This is a genomic window from Polyangium sorediatum, from assembly GCF_029946465.1.
Lineage (GTDB): Bacteria > Myxococcota_A > Polyangia > Polyangiales > Polyangiaceae > Polyangium > Polyangium fumosum.
In genome coordinates this window covers 78,092-102,811 of sequence record NZ_JARZHI010000038.1, presented here as the reverse complement: position 1 = coordinate 102,811, position 24,720 = coordinate 78,092, and the positions used below count along the sequence as shown (strand labels likewise).

At 68.5% G+C, this 24,720-nt stretch carries 25 protein-coding genes and 2 tRNA genes; 8 read left to right on the top strand and 19 right to left on the bottom strand.

Going from position 1 to position 24,720, the window contains the following annotated elements; translation table 11 throughout:
* Nucleotides 1-179: 179 nt before the first annotated feature.
* The 9 genes from ribD to QHF89_RS32070 all read right to left on the bottom strand — a co-directional run bounded on the left by ribD (nt 180) and on the right by QHF89_RS32070 (nt 7,354).
* Nucleotides 180-1,310 carry a bifunctional diaminohydroxyphosphoribosylaminopyrimidine deaminase/5-amino-6-(5-phosphoribosylamino)uracil reductase RibD gene (ribD, locus tag QHF89_RS32110; protein ID WP_136931830.1) on the bottom strand — a complete coding sequence of 377 codons (1,131 nt, stop codon included), beginning with the start codon at nt 1,308-1,310 and terminating at the stop codon, nt 180-182.
* A gap of 17 nt (nt 1,311-1,327) precedes the next feature.
* Entirely contained in the window at nt 1,328-1,789 is a 462-nt protein-coding gene (gene nrdR, locus QHF89_RS32105) for a transcriptional regulator NrdR (protein ID WP_136931831.1), read from the bottom strand.
* A 3-nt stretch (nt 1,790-1,792) separates the two neighbouring features.
* Nucleotides 1,793-3,037, bottom strand: a complete 1,245-nt coding sequence (gene fabF, locus QHF89_RS32100) for a beta-ketoacyl-ACP synthase II (protein ID WP_136969495.1) — start codon at nt 3,035-3,037, stop codon at nt 1,793-1,795.
* Between the two features lie 55 nt (nt 3,038-3,092).
* Nucleotides 3,093-3,341, bottom strand: a complete 249-nt coding sequence (gene acpP, locus QHF89_RS32095) for an acyl carrier protein (protein ID WP_136931833.1) — start codon at nt 3,339-3,341, stop codon at nt 3,093-3,095.
* Nucleotides 3,342-3,422: 81 nt separating this feature from the next.
* Nucleotides 3,423-4,169: a 3-oxoacyl-[acyl-carrier-protein] reductase gene (gene fabG / locus QHF89_RS32090; protein ID WP_136969496.1), complete on the bottom strand. Its 747-nt coding sequence runs from the start codon at nt 4,167-4,169 to the stop codon at nt 3,423-3,425.
* Between the two features lie 3 nt (nt 4,170-4,172).
* Nucleotides 4,173-5,123, bottom strand: coding sequence for an ACP S-malonyltransferase (gene fabD, locus QHF89_RS32085; protein WP_136969497.1), 951 nt, complete (start codon nt 5,121-5,123; stop codon nt 4,173-4,175).
* A gap of 77 nt (nt 5,124-5,200) precedes the next feature.
* Complete coding sequence (locus QHF89_RS32080) at nt 5,201-6,199, bottom strand: beta-ketoacyl-ACP synthase III (RefSeq protein ID WP_136931836.1); 999 nt, start codon at nt 6,197-6,199, stop codon at nt 5,201-5,203.
* 195 nt (nt 6,200-6,394) lie between these two features.
* On the bottom strand, nt 6,395-6,586 hold the full coding sequence (rpmF, locus tag QHF89_RS32075) for a 50S ribosomal protein L32 (protein WP_136931837.1): 192 nt from the start codon (nt 6,584-6,586) through the stop codon (nt 6,395-6,397).
* Nucleotides 6,587-6,589: 3 nt separating this feature from the next.
* Nucleotides 6,590-7,354, bottom strand: coding sequence for a YceD family protein (locus QHF89_RS32070; protein ID WP_232379750.1), 765 nt, complete (start codon nt 7,352-7,354; stop codon nt 6,590-6,592).
* A gap of 114 nt (nt 7,355-7,468) precedes the next feature.
* Between QHF89_RS32070 and QHF89_RS32065 the strand changes: the two genes are divergently transcribed.
* The 4 genes from QHF89_RS32065 (at nt 7,469) to QHF89_RS32050 (ending at nt 11,390) form a co-directional block, all read left to right on the top strand.
* Nucleotides 7,469-8,788 carry a hypothetical protein gene (locus tag QHF89_RS32065; protein WP_136969498.1) on the top strand — a complete coding sequence of 440 codons (1,320 nt, stop codon included), beginning with the start codon at nt 7,469-7,471 and terminating at the stop codon, nt 8,786-8,788.
* A gap of 61 nt (nt 8,789-8,849) precedes the next feature.
* A complete protein-coding gene (gene pyrR / locus QHF89_RS32060) occupies nt 8,850-9,389 on the top strand; it encodes a bifunctional pyr operon transcriptional regulator/uracil phosphoribosyltransferase PyrR (protein ID WP_136969499.1) in 540 nt (179 codons plus the stop codon).
* Nucleotides 9,386-10,345 carry an aspartate carbamoyltransferase catalytic subunit gene (locus QHF89_RS32055; protein WP_136969500.1) on the top strand — a complete coding sequence of 320 codons (960 nt, stop codon included), beginning with the start codon at nt 9,386-9,388 and terminating at the stop codon, nt 10,343-10,345. Before pyrR ends, QHF89_RS32055 begins: the two co-directional genes overlap by 4 nt.
* Before the next feature lie 181 nt (nt 10,346-10,526).
* The gene (locus QHF89_RS32050; protein ID WP_136969501.1) at nt 10,527-11,390 is read left to right on the top strand and encodes an RNA polymerase sigma factor; all 864 of its coding nucleotides are present in this window, start codon (nt 10,527-10,529) and stop codon (nt 11,388-11,390) included.
* Between the two features lie 38 nt (nt 11,391-11,428).
* On the opposite strand, the gene QHF89_RS32045 is transcribed toward QHF89_RS32050, so the two are convergent.
* The 5 genes from QHF89_RS32045 to QHF89_RS32025 all read right to left on the bottom strand — a co-directional run bounded on the left by QHF89_RS32045 (nt 11,429) and on the right by QHF89_RS32025 (nt 16,983).
* Nucleotides 11,429-12,709 (bottom strand): M16 family metallopeptidase, encoded by a 1,281-nt coding sequence (locus QHF89_RS32045; RefSeq protein ID WP_136969502.1) that lies wholly within the window; start codon nt 12,707-12,709, stop codon nt 11,429-11,431.
* Nucleotides 12,706-14,151 (bottom strand): M16 family metallopeptidase, encoded by a 1,446-nt coding sequence (locus QHF89_RS32040; protein ID WP_136931843.1) that lies wholly within the window; start codon nt 14,149-14,151, stop codon nt 12,706-12,708. The genes QHF89_RS32045 and QHF89_RS32040 overlap by 4 nt, the downstream gene beginning before the upstream one ends.
* A 94-nt stretch (nt 14,152-14,245) precedes the next feature.
* The gene (locus QHF89_RS32035; RefSeq protein ID WP_136969503.1) at nt 14,246-14,863 is read right to left on the bottom strand and encodes a hypothetical protein; all 618 of its coding nucleotides are present in this window, start codon (nt 14,861-14,863) and stop codon (nt 14,246-14,248) included.
* A gap of 49 nt (nt 14,864-14,912) precedes the next feature.
* On the bottom strand, nt 14,913-16,715 hold the full coding sequence (gene lepA, locus QHF89_RS32030; protein WP_136969504.1) for a translation elongation factor 4: 1,803 nt from the start codon (nt 16,713-16,715) through the stop codon (nt 14,913-14,915).
* Between the two features lie 76 nt (nt 16,716-16,791).
* Nucleotides 16,792-16,983, bottom strand: coding sequence for a ribbon-helix-helix domain-containing protein (locus QHF89_RS32025; RefSeq protein ID WP_136918444.1), 192 nt, complete (start codon nt 16,981-16,983; stop codon nt 16,792-16,794).
* A 233-nt stretch (nt 16,984-17,216) separates the two neighbouring features.
* On the opposite strand from QHF89_RS32025, the gene QHF89_RS32020 reads away from it, so the two are divergent.
* Together QHF89_RS32020 and QHF89_RS32015 are read left to right on the top strand one after the other, a co-directional pair.
* A complete protein-coding gene (locus QHF89_RS32020; protein ID WP_136969505.1) occupies nt 17,217-18,008 on the top strand; it encodes a hypothetical protein in 792 nt (263 codons plus the stop codon).
* The gene (locus QHF89_RS32015; protein WP_284721182.1) at nt 18,005-18,850 is read left to right on the top strand and encodes a hypothetical protein; all 846 of its coding nucleotides are present in this window, start codon (nt 18,005-18,007) and stop codon (nt 18,848-18,850) included. The genes QHF89_RS32020 and QHF89_RS32015 overlap by 4 nt, the downstream gene beginning before the upstream one ends.
* Before the next feature lie 17 nt (nt 18,851-18,867).
* Here the strand turns inward: QHF89_RS32015 and QHF89_RS32010 are convergent, their stop codons facing one another.
* Complete coding sequence (locus QHF89_RS32010; RefSeq protein WP_136931847.1) at nt 18,868-19,221, bottom strand: cupin domain-containing protein; 354 nt, start codon at nt 19,219-19,221, stop codon at nt 18,868-18,870.
* A 64-nt stretch (nt 19,222-19,285) separates the two neighbouring features.
* On the opposite strand from QHF89_RS32010, the gene QHF89_RS32005 reads away from it, so the two are divergent.
* Complete coding sequence (locus QHF89_RS32005) at nt 19,286-20,320, top strand: pseudouridine synthase (protein ID WP_136969506.1); 1,035 nt, start codon at nt 19,286-19,288, stop codon at nt 20,318-20,320.
* Nucleotides 20,321-20,329: 9 nt separating this feature from the next.
* Here QHF89_RS32005 and QHF89_RS32000 read toward each other — a convergent pair whose 3' ends face one another.
* The 3 genes from QHF89_RS32000 to QHF89_RS31990 all read right to left on the bottom strand — a co-directional run bounded on the left by QHF89_RS32000 (nt 20,330) and on the right by QHF89_RS31990 (nt 21,792).
* Entirely contained in the window at nt 20,330-21,496 is a 1,167-nt protein-coding gene (locus QHF89_RS32000) for an AAA family ATPase (protein WP_136931849.1), read from the bottom strand.
* A gap of 121 nt (nt 21,497-21,617) precedes the next feature.
* A tRNA-Gly gene (locus QHF89_RS31995) sits at nt 21,618-21,689 on the bottom strand.
* Nucleotides 21,690-21,720: 31 nt separating this feature from the next.
* Nucleotides 21,721-21,792, bottom strand: a tRNA-Gly gene (locus QHF89_RS31990).
* A gap of 305 nt (nt 21,793-22,097) precedes the next feature.
* Between QHF89_RS31990 and QHF89_RS31985 the strand changes: the two genes are divergently transcribed.
* On the top strand, nt 22,098-23,363 hold the full coding sequence (locus QHF89_RS31985) for an FHA domain-containing protein (protein WP_136931850.1): 1,266 nt from the start codon (nt 22,098-22,100) through the stop codon (nt 23,361-23,363).
* 40 nt (nt 23,364-23,403) lie between these two features.
* Here QHF89_RS31985 and amrB read toward each other — a convergent pair whose 3' ends face one another.
* Entirely contained in the window at nt 23,404-24,642 is a 1,239-nt protein-coding gene (gene amrB / locus QHF89_RS31980) for an AmmeMemoRadiSam system protein B (RefSeq protein WP_136969507.1), read from the bottom strand.
* Nucleotides 24,643-24,720: the final 78 nt, after the last annotated feature.

Genomic DNA, 24,720 nt, shown 5'->3' with positions numbered 1-24,720 from the left:
ACCGCCGGAGGACGAGAGCGCGGCGACCCAAGCTCGACCACGGGCTCGAAGACCCAAGGGGCCACGGTCTACCGCGCCCTCTGCCTCCAGACCCCCGAACCCTAGCGCAGCCTTCAGATACAAGGGGCGGACAGCCCCCGCGGGGTCCGGGGCAGCGCCCCGGCGCGACGCCCGCTGGCTCAACGAGGAAACGAGAGCGGCCCGCTGACGTATGCGTCGCGGCCGCAGAGTGCCCAGCGAGGATCGACGATCCGCGGGGCTTCGCTTGGCGTGTCTGGGCCTGCCCAGTCGACGGCGCCGGGACGGCCGCGCGGCCCGAGCAGAATGGGAGCGATGAATGCGTGGAGCTCGTCTGCGAGGCGCGCTGCGAGCAGGCTGCCCGCGAGCTCTGCGCCGCCTTCTACGAGGATTGACACCACGCCCTGGGCTGCGAGGACGCGAAGCGCTGCCGACACCTCCACGCGGCCTTCCGCGGAGTTTGGCACGCGCAGCACCACGCAGCCTGCGTCGGCGAGCGCCTGCTCGTTCGCTCCGGAGGCGTCCTCGCCCGTGAGCACCCACGTTGGCACCTCGCGCGCGGTTTGCACGAGCCGGCTGTGCAGTGGCAAGCGCAGGTGCGTGTCGAAGACCGCGCGCGTTGGGCAACGCCCTTGCTCGGCGAGCCCGGGCGTGCGCACCGTGAGGCGCGGATCGTCCGCGAGTGCCGTCCCGATGCCGACGCCGACGACGTCGTGTTGCGCGCGGAGCTCCTGCACCTTCGCGCGTGCCTCGGGGCCTGTGACCCACTTGGAGGCGCCGCTGCGGGTCGCGATGCGCCCGTCGAGCGAGAGCGCGAGCTTGAGCGACACGTAGGGCATGCCTGTCGTGATGAACTTCCCCCACGGCGCGATGAGCGCGCGCGCTTCGGCGCCTGCGACGCCGACGTCGACCGTCACGCCCGCTTCCGTGAGCCGCGCTGCGCCCCCGCCCTCGACGTTTGGGTTTGGATCGAGACAACCGATGACCACGCGGCGGATGCCCGCCCGCAGGATGTTGTCTACGCAGGGCGGCGTGCGGCCGTGGTGGTTGCAGGGCTCGAGCGTGACGAACAGCGTCCCGCCGCGCGCGGCCTCGCCGGCGCGGCGCAGGGCTACGGTCTCGGCGTGTTCTTCCCCGGCGCGCACGTGGTACGACGTCGCGACGACCTCCCCGGCTTCGCTGACGACCGCGGCCCCGACCGGCGGATTCGGCGATGGCTGGGACTTCCTCGCCTCCTCGAGCGCGAGGCGCATCGTGGTGAGATCGAAATCGGGGTCGGGGGCAGTGGTCATGGGTCAGCCCGGATCTACTAGGGGCCCTTCGCCTTCACAAGCTTACCAAGCTCGCGGAGGAACTCGTCCACGTCCCGGAAGGAGCGGTAGACGCTGGCGAAACGGACGTAGGCGACCTCGTCGAGGTCGCGGAGGTGGTTCATCACCCGCTCGCCGAGCTCTGCGCTCGTCACCTCGCGCCGCTCGGACTCCTGCACCTCGCGCTCGATCGCGTCCACGACGACTTCCAGCCGGTCCACCGAGACGGGCCGCTTGTTGCAGGCGGTCCGGAGACCTCGCATCAGCTTGGCTCGATCGAATGGTTCACGCCGGCCGTCTTTTTTCACGACTGTCGGCAGGACGTCCTCGACGCGTTCGTACGTCGTGAATCGACGACCGCAGGCGGCGCACTCGCGACGTCGACGCACGACATCACCCGAACCGGGCGCGCGGGACTCGACGACCTTGTCCTCGAGGTGCCCGCAGAACGGGCACCTCATCGCCTAGCCCTCGAAGCGGGTGAACACGAGCGCAACGTTGGTGCCCCCGAACCCGAACGAGTTCGACATGACGTTCCGGAGACGGCGATCCCGCGCGACGAGCGGGACGCAGTCGAGCACGCACTCGGGATCCTGCTCCTCGAGGTTTGCCGTGGGAGGGACCTTTCCGTCGTGGAGCGCGAGCACGGAGAGAGCTGCCTCGACCGCGCCCGCGCCGCCGAGCAGGTGCCCGGTCACGGACTTCGTCGAGCTCACCCAAAGCCCGTGCCCGGTCGCGTGCTCACCGAACACTTTTACGATCGCGCGCGCCTCCTCGAGGTCGCCGTGCGGCGTCGAGGTGCCGTGCGCGTTGATGTACTCGATGTCCGTCGGCGCGAGCTTCGCGTCCACGAGCGCTTGCTTCATCGCGCGCTGCGCGCCTTCGCCTTCTGGCGCGGGCTTCGTCAGGTGGTACGCGTCGCACGTGGCGCCGTAGCCGGTCACCTCGCCGTAGATCTTCGCGCCGCGGCGCTTCGCGTGCGACAGCGACTCGAGCATGAGCGTCGCGGCGCCCTCGCCCATGACAAACCCGTCGCGGCCTTTGTCCCAGGGCCGGCTCGCCCGCGTGGGCTCGTCGTTGCGACGCGAGAGCGCGAACATCGCGCCGAAGCCCGCGGCGGCGAGGCCCGTGATCGTCGCCTCCGTGCCGCCTGCGACCATGAGGTGCGTGCGGCCGCGGCGGATCCACTCGAAGGCTTCGCCGATCGAGTGGGCGCTCGACGCGCACGCGCTCGTGTTGCAGTAGCTCGGCCCTTTGAGGTCGAGGGCCATCGCGACCTGGCCGGCGGCGAGATTCGCGATGACCTGCGGGATGAAGTAGGGGCTGACCTTCGAGGGCCCCTTCTCAAGCAGCGTCTGCGCGTACTGGTACAGGTTCTCGAGCCCGCCGAGGCCGACGCCGATGAACGTACCGCACGTCTCGCGCTCCTCGTCGGTGAACTCGATCCCCGCGTCCTTGAGGCAGAGTTGCGAGGCCGCGACCGAGAGATGGGCGAAGCGGCCCATCTCGCGGACCTTCTTCTTGGGGATGAAGTCTTCTGCGGCGAACCCCTTCACCTCGCCCGCGATGCGCGTCGAGTACTGCGACGCATCGAAGAGGGTGATGGGCCCGATCCCGGACTCGGCCGCGAGCACGGAGCGCCACGTCTCCACGGTGCCGATGCCGTTGGGGGTGACGAGACCGATGCCGGTGATGACGACGCGTTCCATACTCGCTTCGCCCAGGATGGACCGGGGACGAGGCCCTCGCTAGGGCTCTCGGGCGCTACTTCTTGATGTGCGAATTGATGTAGTCGATCGCATCCTGCACGGACCGGATCTTCTCCGTGTCCTCGTCCGGGATGTCGATCTCGAAAGCCTCTTCGAAGGCGAGCACGAGCTCCACGAGGCCGAGCGAATCTGCGCCCAGGTCGTCGATGAACGTCGACTCGGGCTTGATGTCCTTCTCGTCGACGTCGAGCTGTTCCTTGATGATCCGTTTGACCTCGGCCGAGATGTCGCGACCTTCCGCCATGGCGTCCTCCGGGAAAAAGCGGTCCCCTCCTAACCCATCGTTCGAGCTTTTGCACCACCTTCGTGGCGTGCGAAACGCTTTTTACATGTACATGCCGCCGTTTACGCGGATGGTCTCGCCCGTGATGTAAGAAGCAGCATCCGAGCAGAGGAACACCACCGCGGCAGCGACCTCTTCCGGCTTTCCGGTGCGACCGAGCGGAATGGCCTTCAGCATGCCTTCCTTCACCTCGGCCCCGAGCGACGAGGTCATGTCGGTGTCGATGAAGCCGGGCGCGACCACGTTCACCGTGATGCTGCGCGAGGCGTACTCGCGCGCGAGCGTCTTCGAGAGGCCGAGGAGCGCGGCCTTCGACGCGGCGTAGACCGCCTGCCCGGCATTGCCCATCTCGCCGACGATGCTCGACAGGAAGACGATGCGGCCTGCGCGGGCGCGCATCATCGGCTTGATGACCGCGCGCGCGCAGCCGATCGCGCCCTTCACGTTCACCGCGAAGACGCGATCGATCTCTTCTTCCTTCACGCGCAGGACGAGGTTGTCGACGGCGATGCCCGCGTTCGCCACGAGGATGTCGACGCGGCCGAGCCGCTTCGCCAGCGCCGCGATCGCCTCGTCGGTGGCCTGCATGTCGGCCACGTCGAAGCCGAGCGCCTCGGCCTTGCCGCCGCGCTCCTCGATCGCCTGCACGACGCGTCGCGCCTCTTCCTCGCCGCGCACGTAGTTGACGACGACGTGAGCGCCTTGTGCTGCGAGCGCCTCCGCCGTCGCGCGACCAATTCCTCGTGAAGCGCCCGTCACGAGCGCGACCTTGCCGCTCAGACCGAACATCTCTCAAGCCTCCAGGAATGCAGGCACCGCGTCGATCCCCGCCGGATCCGAGACGCTCAGCACCTTGATGGATTTCGCGATTCGCTTCCCGAGCCCGGCGAGCACCTTGCCAGGTCCGAGCTCGAGCGCGTGCGTTACGCCCTCGGCCGCCATACGCTCGACCGAAGCGGACCAGAGGACCGCGCCGTCGATCTGCCGCAGCAAGAGCTCGGCGACCCGCCCGGGATCGACGTTCGGCGACGCGTCGACGTTGGCGATCACCGGGAACACGAGCGGATGGATCACGACCCGCTCGAGCGCAGGCGCGAGCGCGTCGCGCGCGCTCCGCATGAGCGCGCAGTGGAAGGGCGCGCTCACCTTCAGCGGCACGGCCTTGCCGCCGCGCGCGACCACGAGTTCCCCCGCGCGAGCGACCGCGTCCTTGTGCCCTGCGATCACCACCTGCCCCGGCGCGTTGTAGTTCGCCGGCGAAACGATCTCCCCTGCGGCTGCCTCCTCGCAAATCGCCGCGATCGCCTCGGCGTCGAGCCCCATGATCGCCGACATCGCCCCCTCCCCCGACGGCACCGCGGCCTGCATCGCGGAGCCACGCAGGCGGCAGAGGCGCACGGCGTCTTCGAGCTCGATCGCGCCCGCGGCGCACAGGGCGCTGTACTCGCCGAGCGAGTGCCCCGCGGCGAACACGGGCGGCGCTAAATCTGGGTGACGCTCGCGCAGCGCCGCTACGATCGCCGCGCTCGCCGCCACGATCGCGGGCTGCGTGTTCGCGGTAAGCGTGAGCTCCTCCATCGGGCCTTCGAAGCAGAGCTGGGAGAGCGGCTCGCCAAGCGCGGCGTCCGCACGCTCGAACGTGCGGCGCGCGGCCTCCGACGTCGCGGCGAGCTCCTTGCCCATGCCGACGAGCTGCGAGCCTTGACCGGGGAACAACCAGGCGACCTTCGTGCTTCGTTGCATCGACGCGGACTCCGTGGTGCTACGTCGCGAAAGATATTTTTGTGGTCAAAGGATCGGCGGAGACGCGGAAAAACGCGTCACATCCGCACGAGGGCGGCGCCCCAGGAGATCCCGGCGCCGAGGGCGCACATGAGGACGTTTTGCCCGGGCTTGATGCGCCCGTCGCGCACGGCTTCGTCGAGCGCGATGGGGATCGAAGCGCTCGACGTGTTGCCGTACTCCTGAATGTTGATGACGAACTTCTCCATCGGGAAGTTCAGCCGATCAGCGACCTGCGTGATGATGCGCAGGTTCGCCTGATGGGCGACGACCCAGTCGAGATCGGCGCTCGTCAGCCCGGAAGCTTTGAGAACCGCGGTCGACGCGCTCGTCAGGTTCTTGATGGCGGTCCGGAAGATCTCCTGCCCCATCATGTGGACCTTGTTGCGCTTCTTCGCGAGGCCCTCCTCCGTGAGCGGCTCGGCGGTGCCACCGCCCGGGATCGTGAGCGCATGCGCGAGCGAGCCGTCGGTGAAGATCCGCGTGGCGAACAGGCCCCGGCCGTCTCCCTCCGAGGGCCCGAGCACGACCGCACCCGCGCCGTCCCCGAAGAGGACGCACGTCGTCCGATCCTGCCAGTCGAGCAGCCTCGAGAGCAGCTCGACGCCGACGACGAGGACGCAACGCGCCGCGCCGGTGGCGATGAACTGATCGGCGATGGTGAGCCCGTAGATGAACCCAGCGCATGCGGCGGACACGTCGAAGGCCGGGATGTTGTCGGCGCCGAGCTTCTGCTGCACGTGCACGGCGCACGCGGGCATGGGGCTGTCGCCGCTGATCGTCCCAACGATGATCATGTCGATGTCGGCGGCGTTGAGCCCCGCTGACTCGAGGGCGCGCCGCGCAGCGGCCGCCGCCATGTCGCTCGTGTTCTCGTTGTCGGCCGCGATGTGCCGGCGCCGGATGCCGGTGCGCTCCGCGATCCAAGCATCGGACGTGTCGACGATCTTCTCGAGGTCGACGTTGGCGAGGACCTTCTCAGGGACGTAGTGGCCGGTCCCGAGGATGCGACTCTTCGGTGTGGGGAGCGCGCTCATGGTGACAACGTAGCAGGGCGCCGAGGCGGCGCGTGTTCGAGCGATGGACCAAGGCTTGTGCCTCCGCGAAATTCTTCACGGAGTGCGCCGAGATCCATACACGCACGTGATGTCCGGCGCGCGCCCGTCTCGAAGCCTCGCCCATCATGGAGCGGGCGCCCTCCGAGACGGGCAGACCGGGGAGATGCGGTGGACTCAGGTGGTCGTGGCCTTGACGGCCTTCGCCTTGCGACCCTTGTAGAAACCACAGGCGCCGCAGGCGCGGTGCGGAAGCGCCGCCTCACCGCAGTTCGGGCAGGCAACCACCTGCACCGGGGTGACCTTGTCGTGGTTCGCGCGCCGCATGTCGCGCTTGCTCGGGGTGGTTTTCCTCTTCGGGACGGCCACGGGCTACTCCTTCTTCGTCTTCTTCTGCTGGGACGCGTCGGCGTTGCCGGACGCGGCTCCTTGATCATCGTTCGGCCCGCGCGAGCCGCTCGCCTTGGAGAGCACGGCGCGCAAAGCGCCGAGGGGCGCGAGCCTGGGGTCGATAGGCGGCTCGGCGCCACCCTCGACGGCCTCGGGGGAGGCGGGACGGATACCCGGACACGCCTCGGAGCACAAGGGGAAGATCGGCATCTCGAGCAGAATCGCCTCACGGATGAACCCGTCGAGCACGACCGTCTCACCGTCGTAGACGTCCACCTCCGCCTCGTCCGAGGAAAACTCGTACTCCGGCAGCTCCTTTTCCTTCGGCGCGCGCTTGCCCTTACCTGTCTCGGTCTTCGGGCTTCCCTCCGCGGCCTTCTTCGCCTGCGCCGCCGCGCGCTTCTCGTCCGCCTTCTGCGCGAGCATGGCAGGCGCCGCCGGCTTGAGGAGGAGCGACATCTCCGCGTCGACGTCGATCTTCGTCGTCTCGAGGCAACGCGCGCACGGCGCCTGCAAGACAGCGTGGACGCGCCCGCGCACGACGATGTCGGCGCCGGAGCGAGAGAGCCGCCCCGAGACGTGCCCCACCTCGGCTCCACGCATCTCGCAGTCGCTGAGCTGCTCGTCGAGCCACGCGACGGGCAGATCCGCCGCGATCGAGCGACCAGCGGCGTCGATGTCTCCGGCGGGAATGGCGAAGAGCGGCATGATCGATTCCTTGAGCGAATGCGAAGTCGCGGCAGCCATGACGTTCGCCTCGGCCACGCGAGGCGGGAGCAACTAGCGCACGGCCGGGGTGCTCGCAAGCCGCCCGGCGCAGCTTCCATCGGCAAAGGCCATGGTAGGGTGCGCCCAGCACGCATGGACCGCCCGCTCGAACGGCCCGACGATCGATCGCGAAGGTGGCTCTTTGCCGCGGTGATCTACACGTTGGTCACGGTCGTGTGTCTCGCCACGACGGGGCGCGAGCGGCTCACGACGCACACGCCATACAACCACTTCGCCTTGCTCGCCGACGCGTGGCTGCACGGCCGCCTGGACCTCGGCGGACCTCCTCCCGCGTACACGGGGAACAACGATTTCGTCGTGTGGGAGGGCAAGCACTACGTGAGCTTTCCGCCGTTCCCCGCGGTCCTCTTGCTGCCAGCGGTCAAGCTCGCGGGCAGCGTCGATCGCGTTCGGGACGGGCAGATCTTCGCGCTCTTCACGGGCCTCGCGCCGGCGCTCCTGTACCTCGGCCTCGACGCGCTCGCCCGCGCCGGCAGGACGGGACGATCCGAGCGGGAGAACGTGCTCCTCTCGCTGCTCTTCGCGTTCGGCACCGTGTACTGGTTCTCCGCCGTGCAAGGCACGGTCTGGTTCGCCGCGCACGTCGTCGGCGCGGCGCTCGCGGCGCTCTATCTCTTCGCGTCCGTCGGCGCCGCGCACCCGATCCTCGCGGGCCTCGCGATCGGCCTCGGGTTTGCCACGCGCACGCCGCTCGGCTTCGCGTTCCCTCTCTTCGTATACGAGGCGGTCCGAGCGAGCGCGAACGCAGGCGCGAGCGGGCGCGTGCGACTCGCGGACGTGGACGCGCGAGCGCTCGCGACAAACCTCGCGCTCTTCGCCGTGCCTGCCGCGGCGGTGCTGGGCGTCCTGCTCTGGTATAACGCCGCGCGGTTCGGCGATCCGTTCGAGTTCGGCCACCGGCTGCTGGCGATCACATGGCGGGCGCGCATCGAGCGGTGGGGGCTCTTCTCGTACCACTACCTCGGCCGGAACCTCGGCGTGATCCTGACGTCCTTGCCCTATACGGGCACGAGCAGCGCTCCGTTTCAGATCAACGCGCACGGCCTCGCGCTCTGGGTCACGACGCCCATCTACGCGTGGGTGCTCTGGCCGAGACGCACGCCGCCCTCGTTCTGGGCCGTCGCGCTCACGGCCGCATGCGTCGCGCTGCCGAGCTTGCTCTACCAGAACAGCGGCTGGATCCAGTTCGGCTACCGCTTCTCCAACGACTTCGCCGTGTTCCTGTTCGCGCTCCTTGCGCTCGGCAAGAGGCGGCTCGGCGGCTTCTTCTGGGCGTTCGCCCTGGTCTCCGTCCTCGTCAACGCGTTCGGCGCGGTCACCTTCCAGCGCGCCGCGTATGGTCGGTTCTACTTCGTGGATCCGACCCAGAAAATTCTCCACCAGCCCGATTGACGTGACGCACCCCGTGCGGCCCGGGGACACCGCGTCGGCCTTGTGGTAGCTCGTCCCCGCCATGTCCGAAGTCCTCCTCGATCCGGTCGCGGTGGCCCGAGGTCTCCGCCGCGTCGCTGGCGAGATCGCCGAACACGGCGGCGTCCGTGACCTCGCACTGATCGGCATACGACGCGGCGGCGAGCCCCTCGCGGAAAGGCTCACCGCGCTGCTCCGCGAGCTCGAAGGTGAAGCGCCGCCGACGGGCTCTATCGACATCACCCTCTACCGCGACGACGCCGCGACGGCCCTGCCGAACCCCAAGATCGGCCCGAGCCGCATCCCCTTCGAGGTGCGCGGCAAGCGCGTCGTGCTCGTCGACGACGTCCTCTACACCGGCCGCACGATCCGCGCGGCGCTCGACGCGGTGCTCGACTACGGCCGCCCGCGCCGCATCGAGCTCTGCGTGCTCGTCGACCGCGGCGGCCGCGAGCTGCCCATCCATCCGGACTACACCGTGCGCCGCGTGGAGCTCGGCCCCGGACAGAGGATCGAGGTCGAGCACAAGGACGACGGCACGTGGGCCACCATCGAAGAGTCATCCACCCTGGGGGGAACGTGACGACACCACGCGCGCGATATCCGCACCGCCACCTGCTCGGGATCGAGGCCCTGGATAGGACCGAAATCCTCTCGATCCTGGACGCTGCGGAGAGCTTCTTCGACGTCTCACGGCGCAGCGTCCGGAAGGTGCCGACGCTCCGGGGCAAGACGGTGATCAACCTCTTCTATGAGCCCTCCACGCGCACGCGCACCTCGTTCGAGCTCGCGGGCAAGAGGCTCTCGGCGGACGTCATCAACATCAGCGTGTCGACGTCGAGCGCGGTCAAAGGCGAGACGCTCCTCGACACGGTGAAGAACCTCGAAGCGATGTGCCCGGACGTCCTCGTCCTCCGGCATCAAGCGTCGGGCGCTCCGCACTACGTCGCATCACGCACGAAGGCCGCCGTGGTCAACGCAGGCGACGGGACGCACGAGCACCCTACGCAAGCGCTGCTCGACGCGTTCACGATCCGACGTCGCAAGGGACGGCTCGAAGGCCTCGTCGTGGCCATCTGCGGCGACGTCCTGCACAGCCGCGTCGCGCGATCGAACGCGCTTCTGCTGCGGAAGATGGGGGCCACGGTGCGCTTCGCGGGCCCTCGCACGCTCCTTCCACCCGCAGCCGAGTCGCTCGGCGCAGAGGTGCACGATCGACTCGAACCAGCGCTCGAAGGCGCCGACGTCGTGATGATGCTCCGCGTCCAGCGCGAGCGCCTCGCGGGCACGTTCTTGCCGAGCACGCGCGAGTACAGCAGGAAGTTCGGGCTCAACGAGGCGCGACTCGCGCTCGCCGCGCCCGACGCGATCGTGATGCACCCCGGGCCCATGAACCGAGGCGTGGAGATCGACCCTCTCGTGGCGGATGGCTCACGCAGCGTCATCCTCGATCAGGTGGAAGCGGGCGTCGCCGTGCGAATGGCGGTCTTGTGGATGCTCGCGACGGAGGCCGAGGGAGAGCCCACCGCGGGCGCGTGAGCGCGGATGACCATTGACGCTCCCTGCCCCCCGCAGGACAAACCGTTCGAGAGGCGCGGGCAACATCGATCACGCGAGCCACGCCTCGGGGCGGTGAACCATGAAAAGGACCGACGAGCGTCCCCGCAGCGCAAACCGAAAACGAGCTCCACGCACAAGTTCGTCCGGTGAAACCCCTGCCGTGGGCGAGCGCCGTTGCGCTTCGCCCCCGCCGCCACCGACATCCCCTTCCCTGTGGTTTCCGGATGGCGACCCTCCGCTGTCTCCCGACGCTGTCCCTCTGGATCCGCTGCATCCTCCCGTTCGGTATCCCTTCGCGGAGGAGCTCATCTCCGGGCCCCTGCCTCCGCGTGACGAGGTCTTCCAGCAGCTCTATGCGCGCGAATGGGAGTTCGTCCTGCGCACCGTCGAGCGGTACGGAGTGCCCGCCCGCGACGCCGACGACATCGCGCAGGAGGTCTTCTCGGTCGCCTTGCGGCGGATCGAGGATCACGACGCGGCGAGCTCTGCGCGCCCTTGGCTCTTCGTCATCGCCATGCAGCTCGCGACGAACTACCGAAAGCTCGCGCGGCACCGCATCGAGCCGCTCGTGGCCGATTGGCCACCGGAGCCGATGAGCGACACCCTCGCGGCCGAATCCGCGCTCCTGGAAGGCGAAGAGCAAGCGCTCGCCCGGGAGCTCATCGGCCGGATGCGCCCGAAGCTCCGCGAGATCCTCGTCCTGCACGACCTCGAAGAGCAGACGATGCCGGAGATCGCCGAGAAGCTCGGGATCCCGGTCAAGACGGCTTACGCTCGGCTGAAGCTCGCACGCGCAGAGGCGCTTCGGCGAGGGCGCGCGCTCGCCGCGTCGAGCCTCGCCGTGTCGACGCCACGCCCGATGCGGCCGAAAGATCTACTCCGCGTGCGCGAGGTGCTCCTCGCGTATGCGCATCAACCGCCCCGCGCAGCGCGCGCCTCACGCCGTCGCAATCAGCCCGTCATGTATCCCTGCGCCATCCCCGTGCGGGAGCTGTCCTACCCCAGGATCGTCTTCCCATCGTGAGGGAAACGGCGCGCGGGTCACACGACCCGCGCGCCAGATCATTCGAGGTCGAACGGATCGACCTGCGTCTCCTGCAACCGCGGGACGGACTTCGCGACGGCATCGCCGATCTGCGAGAACGTTCCAACGACCGAGACGACGAGGTCGTCCTCCGACAAACGCTCGCGGATCGCGGCGTTCGCCTCGTCCAGCGTGACGGCCTCGATCTGCTCGAGCTGCTTGTCGTGGTATCCCTCGGGCAACTCGTAGAGCGCGGCCTCGAGCTTCTGGTAGGCCCGTTTCCTCGCCGTATCCACCTCGAAGGCGTGGGAGCGGACGAGGTACTTCTTGACGAATGAGAGCTCTTCCCGCGTGATCCCGTCCTTGCGGAGCGCGTGCAGAAGCTCGAGCTTCAGGGCGAGGCAGGCCGCGGCATCCGACGCCTTGGGCGCGGTCCACATCGTGAACGCGTCCCTCTGCCGATCGAACCCGACGCGCGAGGACGCGCCGTACGACCAGCCTCGCTTCGCCCGCACCTCCTGCATGAGCCGCGACGTGAACGTCCCTCCGAACGCCGTGTTCGCCACGAGGAGCGCGACGTGATCCGGGTCGTTCGGGTGTGTCCCGAGCCCTCCCACGATCATCTGCGTCTGGGTTCGCTCCGGCTTGTCGACGAAGACGAGCCGACGACCGGCCCGTCGCGCCGGCGGCGGCACGGGATCCGGGACTCTCGCGCCGGCCGGGAGTCCGGAAAGCAGGCGCTCGGCGATCGCGTGCCCTTCCTCCACGTCGACGTCTCCCGAGATCGTGACGATCGCGTTCTCCCGCGCGTAGTGCGCCCCGTAGAACGACACCACGTCAGCACGCTCGATCGCACGCAACGCGGGGATGCATCCTGCAACGCGGCGGCCGTACGGATGACCGGCGAAGAGCGTCCGGCGGAAGGCGCGCGCGCACAAGGTGCCGTCGCTGTCGCGCGACTCGATGAGCTCGGCCTCGGCTTCACGCTTCAGCCGAGCGAGCTCGGCCTCGTCGAACGAGGGCCGGGCGAGCAGCGTCGACGCAAGGTCCACGAATGGATCGAGCGAACGCCGGATCACCTCGAAGTGAACCGTGCTCGAGCTCGGCGAGACGTCCACCCCGAGCTCGCCGCCGAGGAGGTCGATCGTCTGCTCAATCTTCTCCGAGCTCCACCCTTCGGCACCACGACGGAGCATGCGGGCCGTGGTGCGCCCGAGCCCCTCGCGGCCCACGGGGTCGTGCGCCGATCCCGATCGGAACGCGACGACGACGCTCACGAGAGGCAACGCGGGGCTCGGCTCGACGATGACATGCGTCACGACGCCACCTCCTCTTCACTCCCCTCGCCTTCCGCCTCTTCGTCGTCCACCTCGTCACTCTCCATCGATCCGTCGGGCGCCACCTCGATGACCGTCCTCGACGAGCGCGCGAGGTAACGCCGCGCCACGCGCAGGAGGTCTCCCACGGTGATTCTGCGGTACGCCGCGAGCCGTTCGAAGAGCGCCGCCGGATCGCCCAGCACGATCTCGTAAAACCCAATCTGCTCGGCCTTGCCGCTCACCGTCTCGAGTCCTTGCAGCACCGCGAGCTCGACGCGCGCCTTTGCCTTTTCGAGCTCCTCCTCCGTGACCGGCTCGACGCGGACCCGATCGAGCAGAACGTCGAGCGCCGCGCAGAGCGCCTCCGCGGTGTGCTCGCCTCGCGCCGACAAGAAGACGTCGTAGAGCGATGGATCGCGGAACGCACCCACCCAGCCTCGCACATCGGTGGCGATCTCCTGCTCTTGGATGAGCGCACGATGCACCCGCGAGGAGCGCCCTCCGAAGAGGATCTCGTTCAGGAGCACGAGCGCCGGATGATCGAAGTCTCCGAGCGCCGGCGATTTGTACCCGATCGCCACCTTGTGCGTCGGCGTCGGCTTGGTGATCTGGATCCGATGCTCCACGGTCTGCGGAGGCTCGGGGTGCACGTCCTCGACCGGCAGGACCGAGGGCGGCAGGCCGCCGTAGTTGTCCTGCACGAGCCGGAGCACTTGCCCGATGTCGACGTCGCCGACGATCGCCATCGCCGCGTTGTTCGGTGCGTAATACGTCCGGTAGAACGAGACGCAGTCGTCGGTCGTAAAGCCCAGGATGTCGTCCATCCATCCGATCGTCGGATGCCCGTAGCCGTGCTCGCGAAACGCCTCCTTGTAGAGGACCTCGCTGATCGCACCGTCCACGTCGTCGTCGACGCGTTGCCTCCGCTCGTTCGCGACGACCTCCTTCTCGCTCGCCACCTGCGGATCACGCAGCACGAGGCGCGACATCCGGTCCGCTTCGAGCCGCAGCGTGAGCTCCAGCGCCTCGGCGGGCAGGTTCGTGTGGTAGTACGTCCAGTCGAGGAACGTCGCGGCGTTCGTCTCGGCGCCCGCTTCTTCGAGGGTGCGATCGAACGCGCCGTGGGCCGAGGTCTCGGTCTCGCCGAACATGAGGTGCTCGAAGAGATGGGCGATGCCCGTCTTGCCGACGCGCTCGTGCCGCGAGCCCACGCCGAACCACGTCTGCACGCAGACGACGGGCGCAGCGTTGTCCTGCAGGATCAGCACCCGCAGGCCGTTGCCTAGGACGAAACGTTCGACACGCATGGTCGGGCCGAACGAGATGGTGGCGTCGTGCTCGGCCTCGGCGAGGCGGGTCCGGTTGCGGTTGAGCTCGGCGAGGAGCTCAGCGAACGGACCTTTCCGGACGCGCGAGCGGAGATTCGGGAGGGCCGTATGCATCTGCCGCTCTCCCTTACCACATCACGCCTGCAAGCGCGGCCAGGCGCCACGCGGGCGCGGACGATGCGGCCCCCTCGTCAGGGGCGGACGTGGCTCAGCGGCGCGGCGCCGCGTGGCACAGGACGTCCTCGGGGATCCGCGTCGACTGATGGCACTCCCACTTGTCGTCGTGGCAGGAGATGACGAGCACGCCGGCCTCGTAGGCTTCTTTCAACGACGAGCCCGCTCGCTGGTGGAGCAGGTTCTCGGGCACCCGCTCGTTGCACCCCTTGCCCATGTCGACCTCGAGCTTGCGGTTGCCCTTGTTCGCCTTCACCGGGTTCGGCGGCGTCTTGCCCTTGTCGGCCGTGCGCACCGCGGCTTCGAGCTTCTTCACGATGCGCTCCACGTAGTCCTTGTCGACGAGGGGATCGGTGCCGCGCGGCGTGACCATCGCGATCGTGTACTGGATCGCCATCATCTGCTGATCCGGCGGAGCGCTCGGCTGGATCGGGCCCGCCGATCCGAGCGGCACGGGCCGCGGCGGCATCTCGATCTTCGCCTTGGCCGGCGGAGGCGGCGTCGTTGCGGAGGGCGGCGGCTCGACCGCGGGCGGCGGCGCAGCCGAGGGCGCCGCGGACGACGCGCCCTTGGTCGAGGCCGGTTCGTCGCAGGCGGCAAGCGCGAGCAGGAGCGGGAGGCAGAGCGGGAGAGCGCGTCGAGCGACCGACATGTCGCGCCTTATACGAAGGCTCGGTCCCGGACGGTAGAGGGCGCGCGCTTCAGTCGACCTTGAGGATCGCCAGGAACGCCTCCTGGGGGATCTCGACGCTGCCGACCATCTTCATGCGCTTCTTGCCCTCTTTCTGCTTCTCGAGGAGCTTGCGCTTGCGGGAAATATCGCCGCCGTAGCACTTGGCCGTGACGTCCTTGCGCATCGCCTTCACGGTCGTCCGGGCGATCACCTTCGAGCCGATGGCCGCCTGGATGGCCACCTCGTACTGCTGCCGCGGCACGATGTCCTTCAGTTTCACGGCGAGATCGCGCCCACGCTGGAACGCCTTCTCCTTGTGGACGATGACGCTGAGGGCGTCGAGCGGATCACCGTTCACCAGCATGTCGAGCTTCACGAGGTCGGCCGGCCTGTAGCCGACGAGCTCGTAGTCCATCGAGGCGTAGCCGCGGGAGACACTCTTCAGCTTGTCGTGGAAGTCGAAGAGCACCTCGCTGAGGGGCATGTCGTACGTGATGATCACGCGGTCGGACGAGGCGTATTGCAGCGACTTCTGTTCGCCGCGCCGGTCCTGACAGAGCGCGAGCACCGTGCCCACGTAGGACGAGGGCACGTGGATGGTCACGCGGTAGATCGGCTCCTCGAGGTGGTCGACGTACTGCGTCTGCGGCAGGCGCGCCGGGTTCTCGATCGGCTTCATCTCCCCGCTGTTCATGTACACGTGGTACACGACGCTCGGGGCCGTGGTGATGAGGTCGAGGTTGTACTCGCGCTCGAGCCGCTCCTGGATGATCTCCATGTGGAGCAGGCCGAGAAAGCCGCACCGAAAGCCGAAGCCGAGCGCCTCGGACGTGTCGGGCTCGTAGACGAACGCCGCGTCGTTCATCTGGAGCTTCGACAGGGCGTCACGCAGATCCTCGTACTGGGCCGAGTCCGTGGGGAAGATGCCCGCGAAGACCATCGGCTTCACTTCCTTGAAGCCGGGCAGCGGCATCGTCGTCGGGTGGACGGCGTCCGTCACCGTGTCGCCGATCTTCGTGTCGGTGACGCTCTTGATGTTGCCCGCGATGAACCCGACCTCGCCCGGGCCGAGCTCCGTGATGGGCGTCGCGTGCGGGGCGAACACGCCCATCTCGGTGATCTCGTAGTCGCGCCCGGTCGCGAAAAACCGGACCTTCTGGCCCTTACGAAGCGTGCCCTCGACCACGCGGACCATGACCACGGCGCCGCGGTAGCTGTCGTACCAGCTATCGAAGATGAGCGCGCGGGGCGTGACTGAAGAGTCGCCCTTCGGCGCCGGCACGCGGGCCACGACCGCCTCAAGGATGTCCTTGATCCCGATGCCGGTCTTGGCGCTCGCCAGGATCGCGTTCGAACAATCGAGGCCGATGACGTCCTCGATCTCGCGCTTCGTCCGGTCGACGTCCGCCGAGGGCAGATCGATCTTGTTCAGGACGGGGATAATCTCGAGGTTGTTGTCGAGCGCGAGGAAGACGTTGGCGAGCGTCTGCGCCTCGACGCCTTGGGAGGCGTCCACGACGAGCAGCGCCCCCTCGCAGGCCGAGAGGCTACGCGAGACCTCGTAGTTGAAGTCCACGTGTCCAGGCGTGTCGATGAGGTGCAGCCGGTACTTTTGGCCGTCTGTTGCGGCGTACTCGAGCCGTACGTTCTGCGCCTTGATGGTGATCCCGCGCTCTCGCTCGATCTCCATCTTGTCGAGAAACTGGTCTTGTTTTTCGCGATCGGACAGGGCGCCCGTGGCCTCCAGGATGCGGTCGGCCAGCGTGCTTTTGCCGTGATCGATGTGCGCGATGATCGAGAAGTTGCGGATGAGCTTGGGATCGGCGGGCATACTTCCGTGAGGCCGGCAAGACGACGGCCGCGTGCTCCTAGCGCGTCGCGCGGGCGAAAGCCACGGCTTGCGGCGGTTACTTCTTCTGGACCGTCGTCTCCAGGCTCATCTGTCCCGGGAGCACGTGCTCGTAGTGCTTGAGGACCATGTCGATCCCCTCGCGGATGTAGACCGCGATCGGCACCTTCGTCCGGTCGTGCAGGAGCTTCAGGCGCTCGGCCTGCTCGGGCGTGATGTAGATGGTCGTCGAGACTTTCTTTCGCGACATGTCACGCCGGCCCTGCGCTCTTCACGTCGCCCGCCGGATGCAGACGACGCGCCCCCAGGACTCCGAGGGGATACTGACAAGGCGTTACCCTAGATGCCGGTACGTGTGTTGTCAATCAGGAAGACTCGGGAGTCTCCGGAAACGCGCGTCAGAAGCAGGAGCACGAGCACGGCATCGGCCTCCCGCTCGCCTTGCGAAAGGGTTCGCGGTGCGTCTAAACTCGCCTCGAACGCTTGGAATCCAGCCGCTTTCCATGCCCTTTCCGCTGGGCGCGCTCGCTCGGCGTCGCGGCCCTCCTCACGTCGCTGCCGGCGATCGGCGCCACCGCATGCACCTCGGCCGATCCGGCCAGCGCGCCGCCCGCCTTTCCCACGGGCGCCGAGCGCGACACCGAGGTGAAGCACGAGGCCTGCGACATGGCCGCGGCGAACGCGCAGCGCTTCGACGTGAACGGGGACGGCAAACCCGACATGACCCGCGTGCCCGACGCCGCGGGGCGTGAGCTCTGCCGCGTCCTCGACCTCAACTTCGACGGCGCCATCGACGTCTTCGTCTACTACGACCCCGCGGGCCGCGAGCGCCGTCGCGAGTCGGACTACGACAGAGACGGGCGGGCCGACGAGATCGTGAACTCACGCGACGGCGCCGTGTTCCTGAAGGAACGCGAGACCAACTTCGACGACAAGCTCGACACCTGGGACTACTACGAAGGCGGCCGCCTCGTCCGGCGCGAGCGCGACTCGGACGGCGACGGGCTCGTCGATCAGTGGTGGGCCTTCAACGATCCGACCGACGATCGATGCGCACTCGTCGCGACCGACCGCAACGTCGACGGCAAGCCCGATCCCGAAACGGTGCTCGACCTCTGCGCGGAAGCCCGCGCGAAGCAGGCCGCGACGCCGCCCAGACCCCAGGCCCCCGCACCGCGGCCCTCGGGCGCGGCGCCACTCCCGACCGCGCCCGCCCCGATGCCGCCGGGGGGCGCGCCTATCGCACCGCAGCCCGGTGGAGCGAGCCCCCGATGACGAGCCGCGTGATCGTGTGGACACTCGCTGGCCCTCTCCTCGCGCTCTCTGCGTGCGCGAGCACGCCCGCGCCCACGACGAACGCGTTCACCGGCGAGACCACGCCGAAGCGCGCCGCGCTCCGAGGCCCGAGCGGCACCGTCGACGATCGCTCGATGTGCGACTGGAAGGGCCGGAAGGATCGGGAGGCGAGCGAGATCGCGGGGCCTGGCTCGCTCAAGCCGAACGTCCGCCGCGTTTTCCTTCTCGTCGGCGTGGGCGAATCGCAGAAGAAGATCCTCGTCTGCCGGGAGGTCGACACGAACTTCGACGGCGTGAAGGACGTCGTGCGTCGCTACAACGACAAGGGCGAGAGCGTGCACGAGGAGAGCGACACCAACTACGACGGTCGCATCGACACGTGGATCACCTTCTCGCGCGGCAAGCTCGCCGAGGTCGCGCTCGACAACGATCGCGACGGCAAGCCCGACGAGTGGAAGAGCTACTCGGAGGGGCGCCTCTCGCGCATCAAGCGCGACCAGAACCGCGACGGCAAGCCCGACGTCTGGGAGATCTACCGCGAGGGAAAGCTCGAGCGGATGGGCGTGGACCTCGACGCCGACGAGCGGGTCGATCGCTGGGATCACGACACGGAGGCGCGCCGCCGTACCGAGGAAGCCGAGCGGAAGAAGGAAGAAGAGGCGAAGAAGCGCGAGGCGGAGAAGCGCGCGGCCGAGAAGGGCGACGCCGACAAAGACGGCGACGAGGGCGAAGGCGAGCCGAAGGGCTCACCCCCGCCGGCCGAGAAAAAAGACGGCAAAGCCAACGACAAGGCCGACAAGAGCGAGAAGAAGAAGCCCTAGCGCGACGAGGACCACGGTCAGGGAGCGCTCGTACCTTCGCGGCCGTAGACGTCTTCGATGCGAACGACGTCGTCGAGCTCGGGCGTAGACACCTCGATCACATCCACGTCGGTGACGGCGATCATGCGGTGGATCGTCCCGGGCAGGACGTGGAAGACGTCCCCCTTCACCATGCGGCGACGTTCGAGCGACTCCTTCGGACCGACTTCGAGGTCCATCTCGCCCGACTGGAGAAAGAGTGTCTCTTCCTTGACCCGGTGGTATTGACGGGACAGACGCTCGCCTGCCCGGATGTGGAGCAACTTGCCCACGTAGCGGGACGTCTCCGCCCAGATGAGCTCGTGTCCCCACGGCTTGTCGACGCGGCGCATGGAGCGTGCTTATCACGAGCCGGGCTGTAGAGCGAAGCGAAGCGGGCTGGAGGCGAGTCGGCGGATGGAAGAGCGGTTGCAGAAGATCATCGCCCGTTCCGGGGTGAGCTCCCGGCGCGCAGCGGAGGAGTTGGTCACGGCGGGGCGGGTCCGGGTGAACGGGCGTATCGTGACGGAGCTCGGGGCCAAGGCCGACCCGCGTCGCGACAAGATCGAGGTGGATGGCAAGCGCCTCACGGCGGAGTCACCGGTCTACCTCGTGCTGCACAAGCCGCGGAACGTCGTGTCGACGCTCCACGATCCCGAGGGTCGACCCACGGTCGCGGACCTCGTGCGCGGCGCGGGCGCGCGTGTCTACCCCGTCGGTCGCCTCGACTTCGCGACGAGCGGCGTCCTCTTGTTGACGAACGACGGCGAGTTCTCGAACGGCATGCTTCATCCGCGCGGCGGCGTGCCCAAGACGTACGTGCTCAAAGTACGTGGCGTGATGGATGAAGGCGACGCGGACGTGTGGCGCACGGGCGTCGAGCTCGAAGACGGCAAGACGCTGCCGGCCGACGTCCGCATCCTGCGGCACGAGGGCGACAAGACGTGGCTCGAGATCACCCTGCGCGAAGGGCGAAACCAGCAGATCCGACGCATGGGCGAGGCGACGGGTTTCCCCGTGATGCGGCTCGCGCGGTTGAGCTTTGCCGGCGTGACGTCCGAGGGGCTCTTGCCGGGGAAATGGCGGCTGCTCACGGTCGATGAGCTGCTCGCGATCCGCAAGGAGTTCGGCGTGCCGAAGCGCGTGCGCCCGGCCGTGGATCAGATGCCTGCGCAACGCGCGAAGCAGCAGAGGCCACGCGCGCACGTCGGTGCAGCGCCTCGCGATCGAGGTGAACGAGGCGAGCGCGGCGAGCGGCCGCGGGCGGGGCACACGACACGGGAAGGCGGGCGCGAGGAGCGACACGCGCGGCCTGCGGATCGGCGCGAACGTGGGACGAGCGGGCCGCCGCGCGAACGGGGGACGAGCAGGCCGCCGCGCGAACGGGGGACGAGCGGGCCGCCGCGCGAACGGGGGACGAGCGGGCCGCGCGCGCGCAAGCGGCCCACCTGAGGCGGCGCGTCAGATCTGCGCGAAGCGACCGCTGCGGAACGAGGCCTCGAGGAGCTGCGCGACGCGCTTCTCGAGCTCGCGGGCGCGCGGATCGGTGATCCCGGCGAGGGCGGTCTTGATCTCGCCGAGGGCCTTGAGCTGGCTGAAGAGCTGCACGTCGCCGAGGGCGGTGCCGCCGGTGAGGAGCTGGCGAATCCGATCGATCTCGGCGGCGAGCGCGTCGACGCCGACGCCGAGCGCGCCGACGCGGCGGCGATCCGGGTGCTCGCGGAAGAATGCCTCCAGCACGGGCTGCACGATGCCTTCGAGGATCGCGGCCTGGTCCTGGTTGTTCCAGATGTGCTTGAGGACGAAGAAGTCGCTCGCGTCGGTAGCGTTGCGCCCGTCGAGGTAGGCGCTCGCGGCGAAGAGCTTGAGCATCTTCACGACGCGACGATCGGAGAGAGAAATTCCCTCGGCGCGGATCTGGAAGACGATGCCTTTGTAGGCGGAGAGGAACGCGTCGGAAAAATTCATCCGGCCGCCGAAGCTCTTGCCGAGGTCGGCGAGCTCGCGGGCGGTGACGACGGGGCGCAGCCCCTCGCCGGACATCTGGCGGATCTCGTGCTGGATGCCGCGCTGGAGCAGCTCGCTGAAGTGGTAGGCGTCGAGGTTGTCCGAGTGGACGCGTAGGAGGAAGCGGTCGAAGATTGCGTTCAACGTCTCGTCGCCAGGGACCTCGTTCGAGGCCGCGAAGACGCTGATGAGCGGGCAGCGCATCACCTTGCCGCCGCTCGTGAACTTGCGCTCGTTGAGCAGCGTGAGCAGGGCGTTCAGGATCGCGCTGTTCGCCTTGAAGACCTCGTCGAGGAAGACAACCTCCGCCTCGGGGAGCATGCCCTGCGTGTTGCGGCGATAGGTGCCTTCGCGGAAGGCGACGATGTCGACGGGGCCGAATATCTCGTTCGGCTCAGTGAAGCGTGTGAGCAGGTACTCGAAGTAGTTCGCCTGCATGAGCTCCGAGAGGGAGCGGATGAGGGCGCTCTTGGCCGTGCCGGGCGGACCGAGCAGCACGCAGTGCTCGCCGGCGACGACCGAGATCATGAGAAGCCGGATGATCTCGTCTTTGCCGAGGAATTGTCGTTCGAGGGTGCTCGCGAGCTGGCGGAGTCGCTCGTGAAGAGGCGCGGGCGGCATCGCCGAGGAGGCGTATCACAACGGGGACGCGGGCCGGCCGCGTTTGTGCCCGGGGCCTTCGAAACACGAAGGCCGGCCCGCATGTTCGTGCGGCCGGCCTTTCGTGTTCTCTACACTGCGGAGCGGGAGACGGGATTTGAACCCGCGACGTCAACCTTGGCAAGGTTGCACTCTACCACTGAGTTACTCCCGCAGGATGCTGCGAAGGAACTGCTAATTTTCAGAGCGGGAGACGGGATTTGAACCCGCGACGTCAACCTTGGCAAGGTTGCACTCTACCACTGAGTTACTCCCGCAAACTTCGCCACCGCCTCGACGAGCACGATGTCGAAGGGCCGTTCGGGTTTTTCCCGAATCACTCGGGAGGTCCCCGAGGAGGGCCCTACTGCGTGCCGAGGCGCGCCCCGTCAGCAGCGAGGCCATTCCTACTCGGCACTTTGGAAACTGTCAAGCCCTGCGCCCCAGACAGTTGCCTCTTTGAATTCCAAGAGTATCTTCTTCAACCGTTGCATCGGACGGCCTGGCCGAAGAGTCGGCCGTTGGGGGTTGCAGCACAGGCGGATGGGGCACCGTCGCGTGCTCCGTAGGGATGGGGGGAAACATGAACGAACAGCAAGCGGCTTTGCGTATCAACTCCGGTTCGAACGCGGAGGCGGTCAGCCAAGCACAAAAAGAGCACCGGTCGGGCGTCTTCGCGAAGGGACGGCGTGACGGAAGCGGCTGGGGGCTCGTGCTCATCGGTTTCAACGGCGAGCTCGCGCCGATCACGCTCACCGACGGCGCGGTGATCGGCAGCGCGTCCCGTGACGCGCACGTGGAAGGCGCGGGGATCGCGGCGGAGCACGCGCGTGTCAGCGTCCGCGCGGATGGTTGTTATGTCGAGGATCTCGGCACGCCCGACGGCACGTTCGTCGACGGCGTGCGCGCGCGTCGCATCGGGCTGAGCCACGGCGACGTGGTGCGGCTCGGCAGTCGGATCGGCGTGTTCGTCGAGCGTGATCTCAGCGCGTACGGCGGCGCGGTCATGCGCACGGGCCCGCTCGTTCACGGCCCGCGGCAGCGCAAGGATTGGATCGATCCGATCCTCGATCTCGTGAAGGGCGGCTCGTGCGTGTGCATCGAGGGCGGGCCCGGCACAGGCAAGCGCACGATGGCGAAGCTCGCCGCCGCGGTGCGCGAGGGCGTGGGCGACATCGTCACGGTCGACGGCCGCGCCGAGGGCAAGCCGACGATCCCGGCGGGCATTCGCCCGATGACGTGGGTCGTGCTCGATGCCGATCGGCTGCCGCGCCCGCAGCAGCTCGAAATCGCGCACGCGGTCGGTCGCACGAGCGGCGTGTCGGTGATCGCGACGGTGGGGCAGCCGCTCGATCGCGCGGTCGGCGACGGCAAGCTCGCGCCGTGGTTCGCTTCGCTCTTCTCGGGCAAGCGCGTCACGATCACCCCGCTCGAGCATCGCCGCGAGGACATCGCGGCGATCGTGCAGGACATCGCGGAGCGCCGCGGCATCGAGCTCTCGCGCATCACGCCGGAGCTGCTCGAATCGCTCGTGCGCGCGGGCTGGCCGGGCGGCGTGCCGCAGCTCGAAGCGACGCTCGTCTCCGCGGCCGAGGTCGCGGGCCCCGACGGCGCGCTCCTTCCCGCGTCGATCGCGTCGTCGCTCGCGCGGGCGAGCCGCACGAAGCCTTCGCTGCCGCCCGCCACGGATCCTTCGCTCGCTCGTGCGCGCCTCGAAGATGCGCTCGCGCGCGCGAACGGCTCGGTCGCGTCGGCCGCGCGTTCGCTCGGCATGTCGCGCCAGGCGATCTACCGCGAAGCCGAGCGCCTCGGCCTCGACATCGCGCGGCGCAAGTTCTCGCGGAGCTGACCTTTCGTTCGATCCGAGGGCCGTGCTCGGGCACGGCCCTTCAGGAGACGAACGCCAAGGACGCGTGACTGACGATCGATCCCTCCACGGGATCGACACACTGCGTGTAATGCAAGAGCCGCCCCGTCGCGGCCCCCGGGAGCGCCCGGAGCGCCGTGTAGATCGGGCCGAGACCACACACGCGCCTCGTATCGAGATCCTCGACGACCTGCGAGAAAAACCCGCTCGCGTCGTGCTCCACCATGAGGCGGATGGACTCCGCGTCACGAGCTTGGAGCACGTCGCGCTCGGCTGCATCGAGGGGACGCGCGTCTCCGAAGCGCGGGCCCACGTGCGCGAGATCGGCGCCCGCGATGAGGAAGGCGCGCGCGCCGCGTCGCTCGACGAGCTCGGCGAGCGACGCCAGGAACGACTCGGCGCGCGCGTCCTCCTGCGGCTCACGTCCCCTCGCCTGCGCGTCGCCGAGGCCGCAGAGCACGGGCACGATCCGCGCAGGGCGATCACCGAGGAGATGGCGCAAGAAGATTCCTTGCAACTCCAAGGAATGCTCACCCTTGTGCAGGTACTCGTCCTCGCGCACGTCGAAGCGGCTGCGCGCTGCGAGGAACGCGAGCGCGTCGTGGTCGGGTTCGAGCGGGCCGAGCGGCGTGGCGAAACGCTTGGCGCAGACGGCGAAGGGCTGGCGCATCGGCGCGTGCGACGTGCCGAGCAGGAAGAAGGTGTCCACCTCCGGAGACAACGCCTTGGCGAGCGCGCCGTACGCGTGGCCGTACCCTTCCGCCGCGCGCCAGAGGTCCATGTGCGGCGCGCAGAGCCCGACGAGGCGACCTTGCGTTGCGCCGTTGTCGCGCGGCGCCTTCCCGAGACACGCCTCCTCGATGTAACGAGCGAGCTCCTGGGGATCACGGTGGTAGGCGCCGCCCGCGTGGTGCGCGGGCCGCTCGCTCGCCGCAGCAAACGCGGCCACAACCTCGTGTCGTCGCGCCTGGAAGCGTGGCGTCTCGAGCATGTAGGCCGCGTCGAGGTCGGCCACGATGCGCGACACGATCGCGACGTCGACCATGCGGCCAATGATGCGGCTCGCGCGACGGGCGATGCCGTCGAGGGAGACCGTGCCGTCCATGCACGAGACGACCGGGGCGAGGTCGCCGCGGATCACGATCGGGCTCGGAGCGATGCCCTCGCCGTCGCGGAGCATGAGCGCTTTGCCGAACGTCGGGTGCGGGACGAAGATGGCCTCGATCGGCCGCAGCCGCGGGTACGCGTGCGGTTTTGGCATGTTCCCGCGCAGGATAGCGCCCGCACGCCGCACGCAAAGGGAGGCGCGCGCGTTGGAACACGGCGGCGTCGGCGCGTA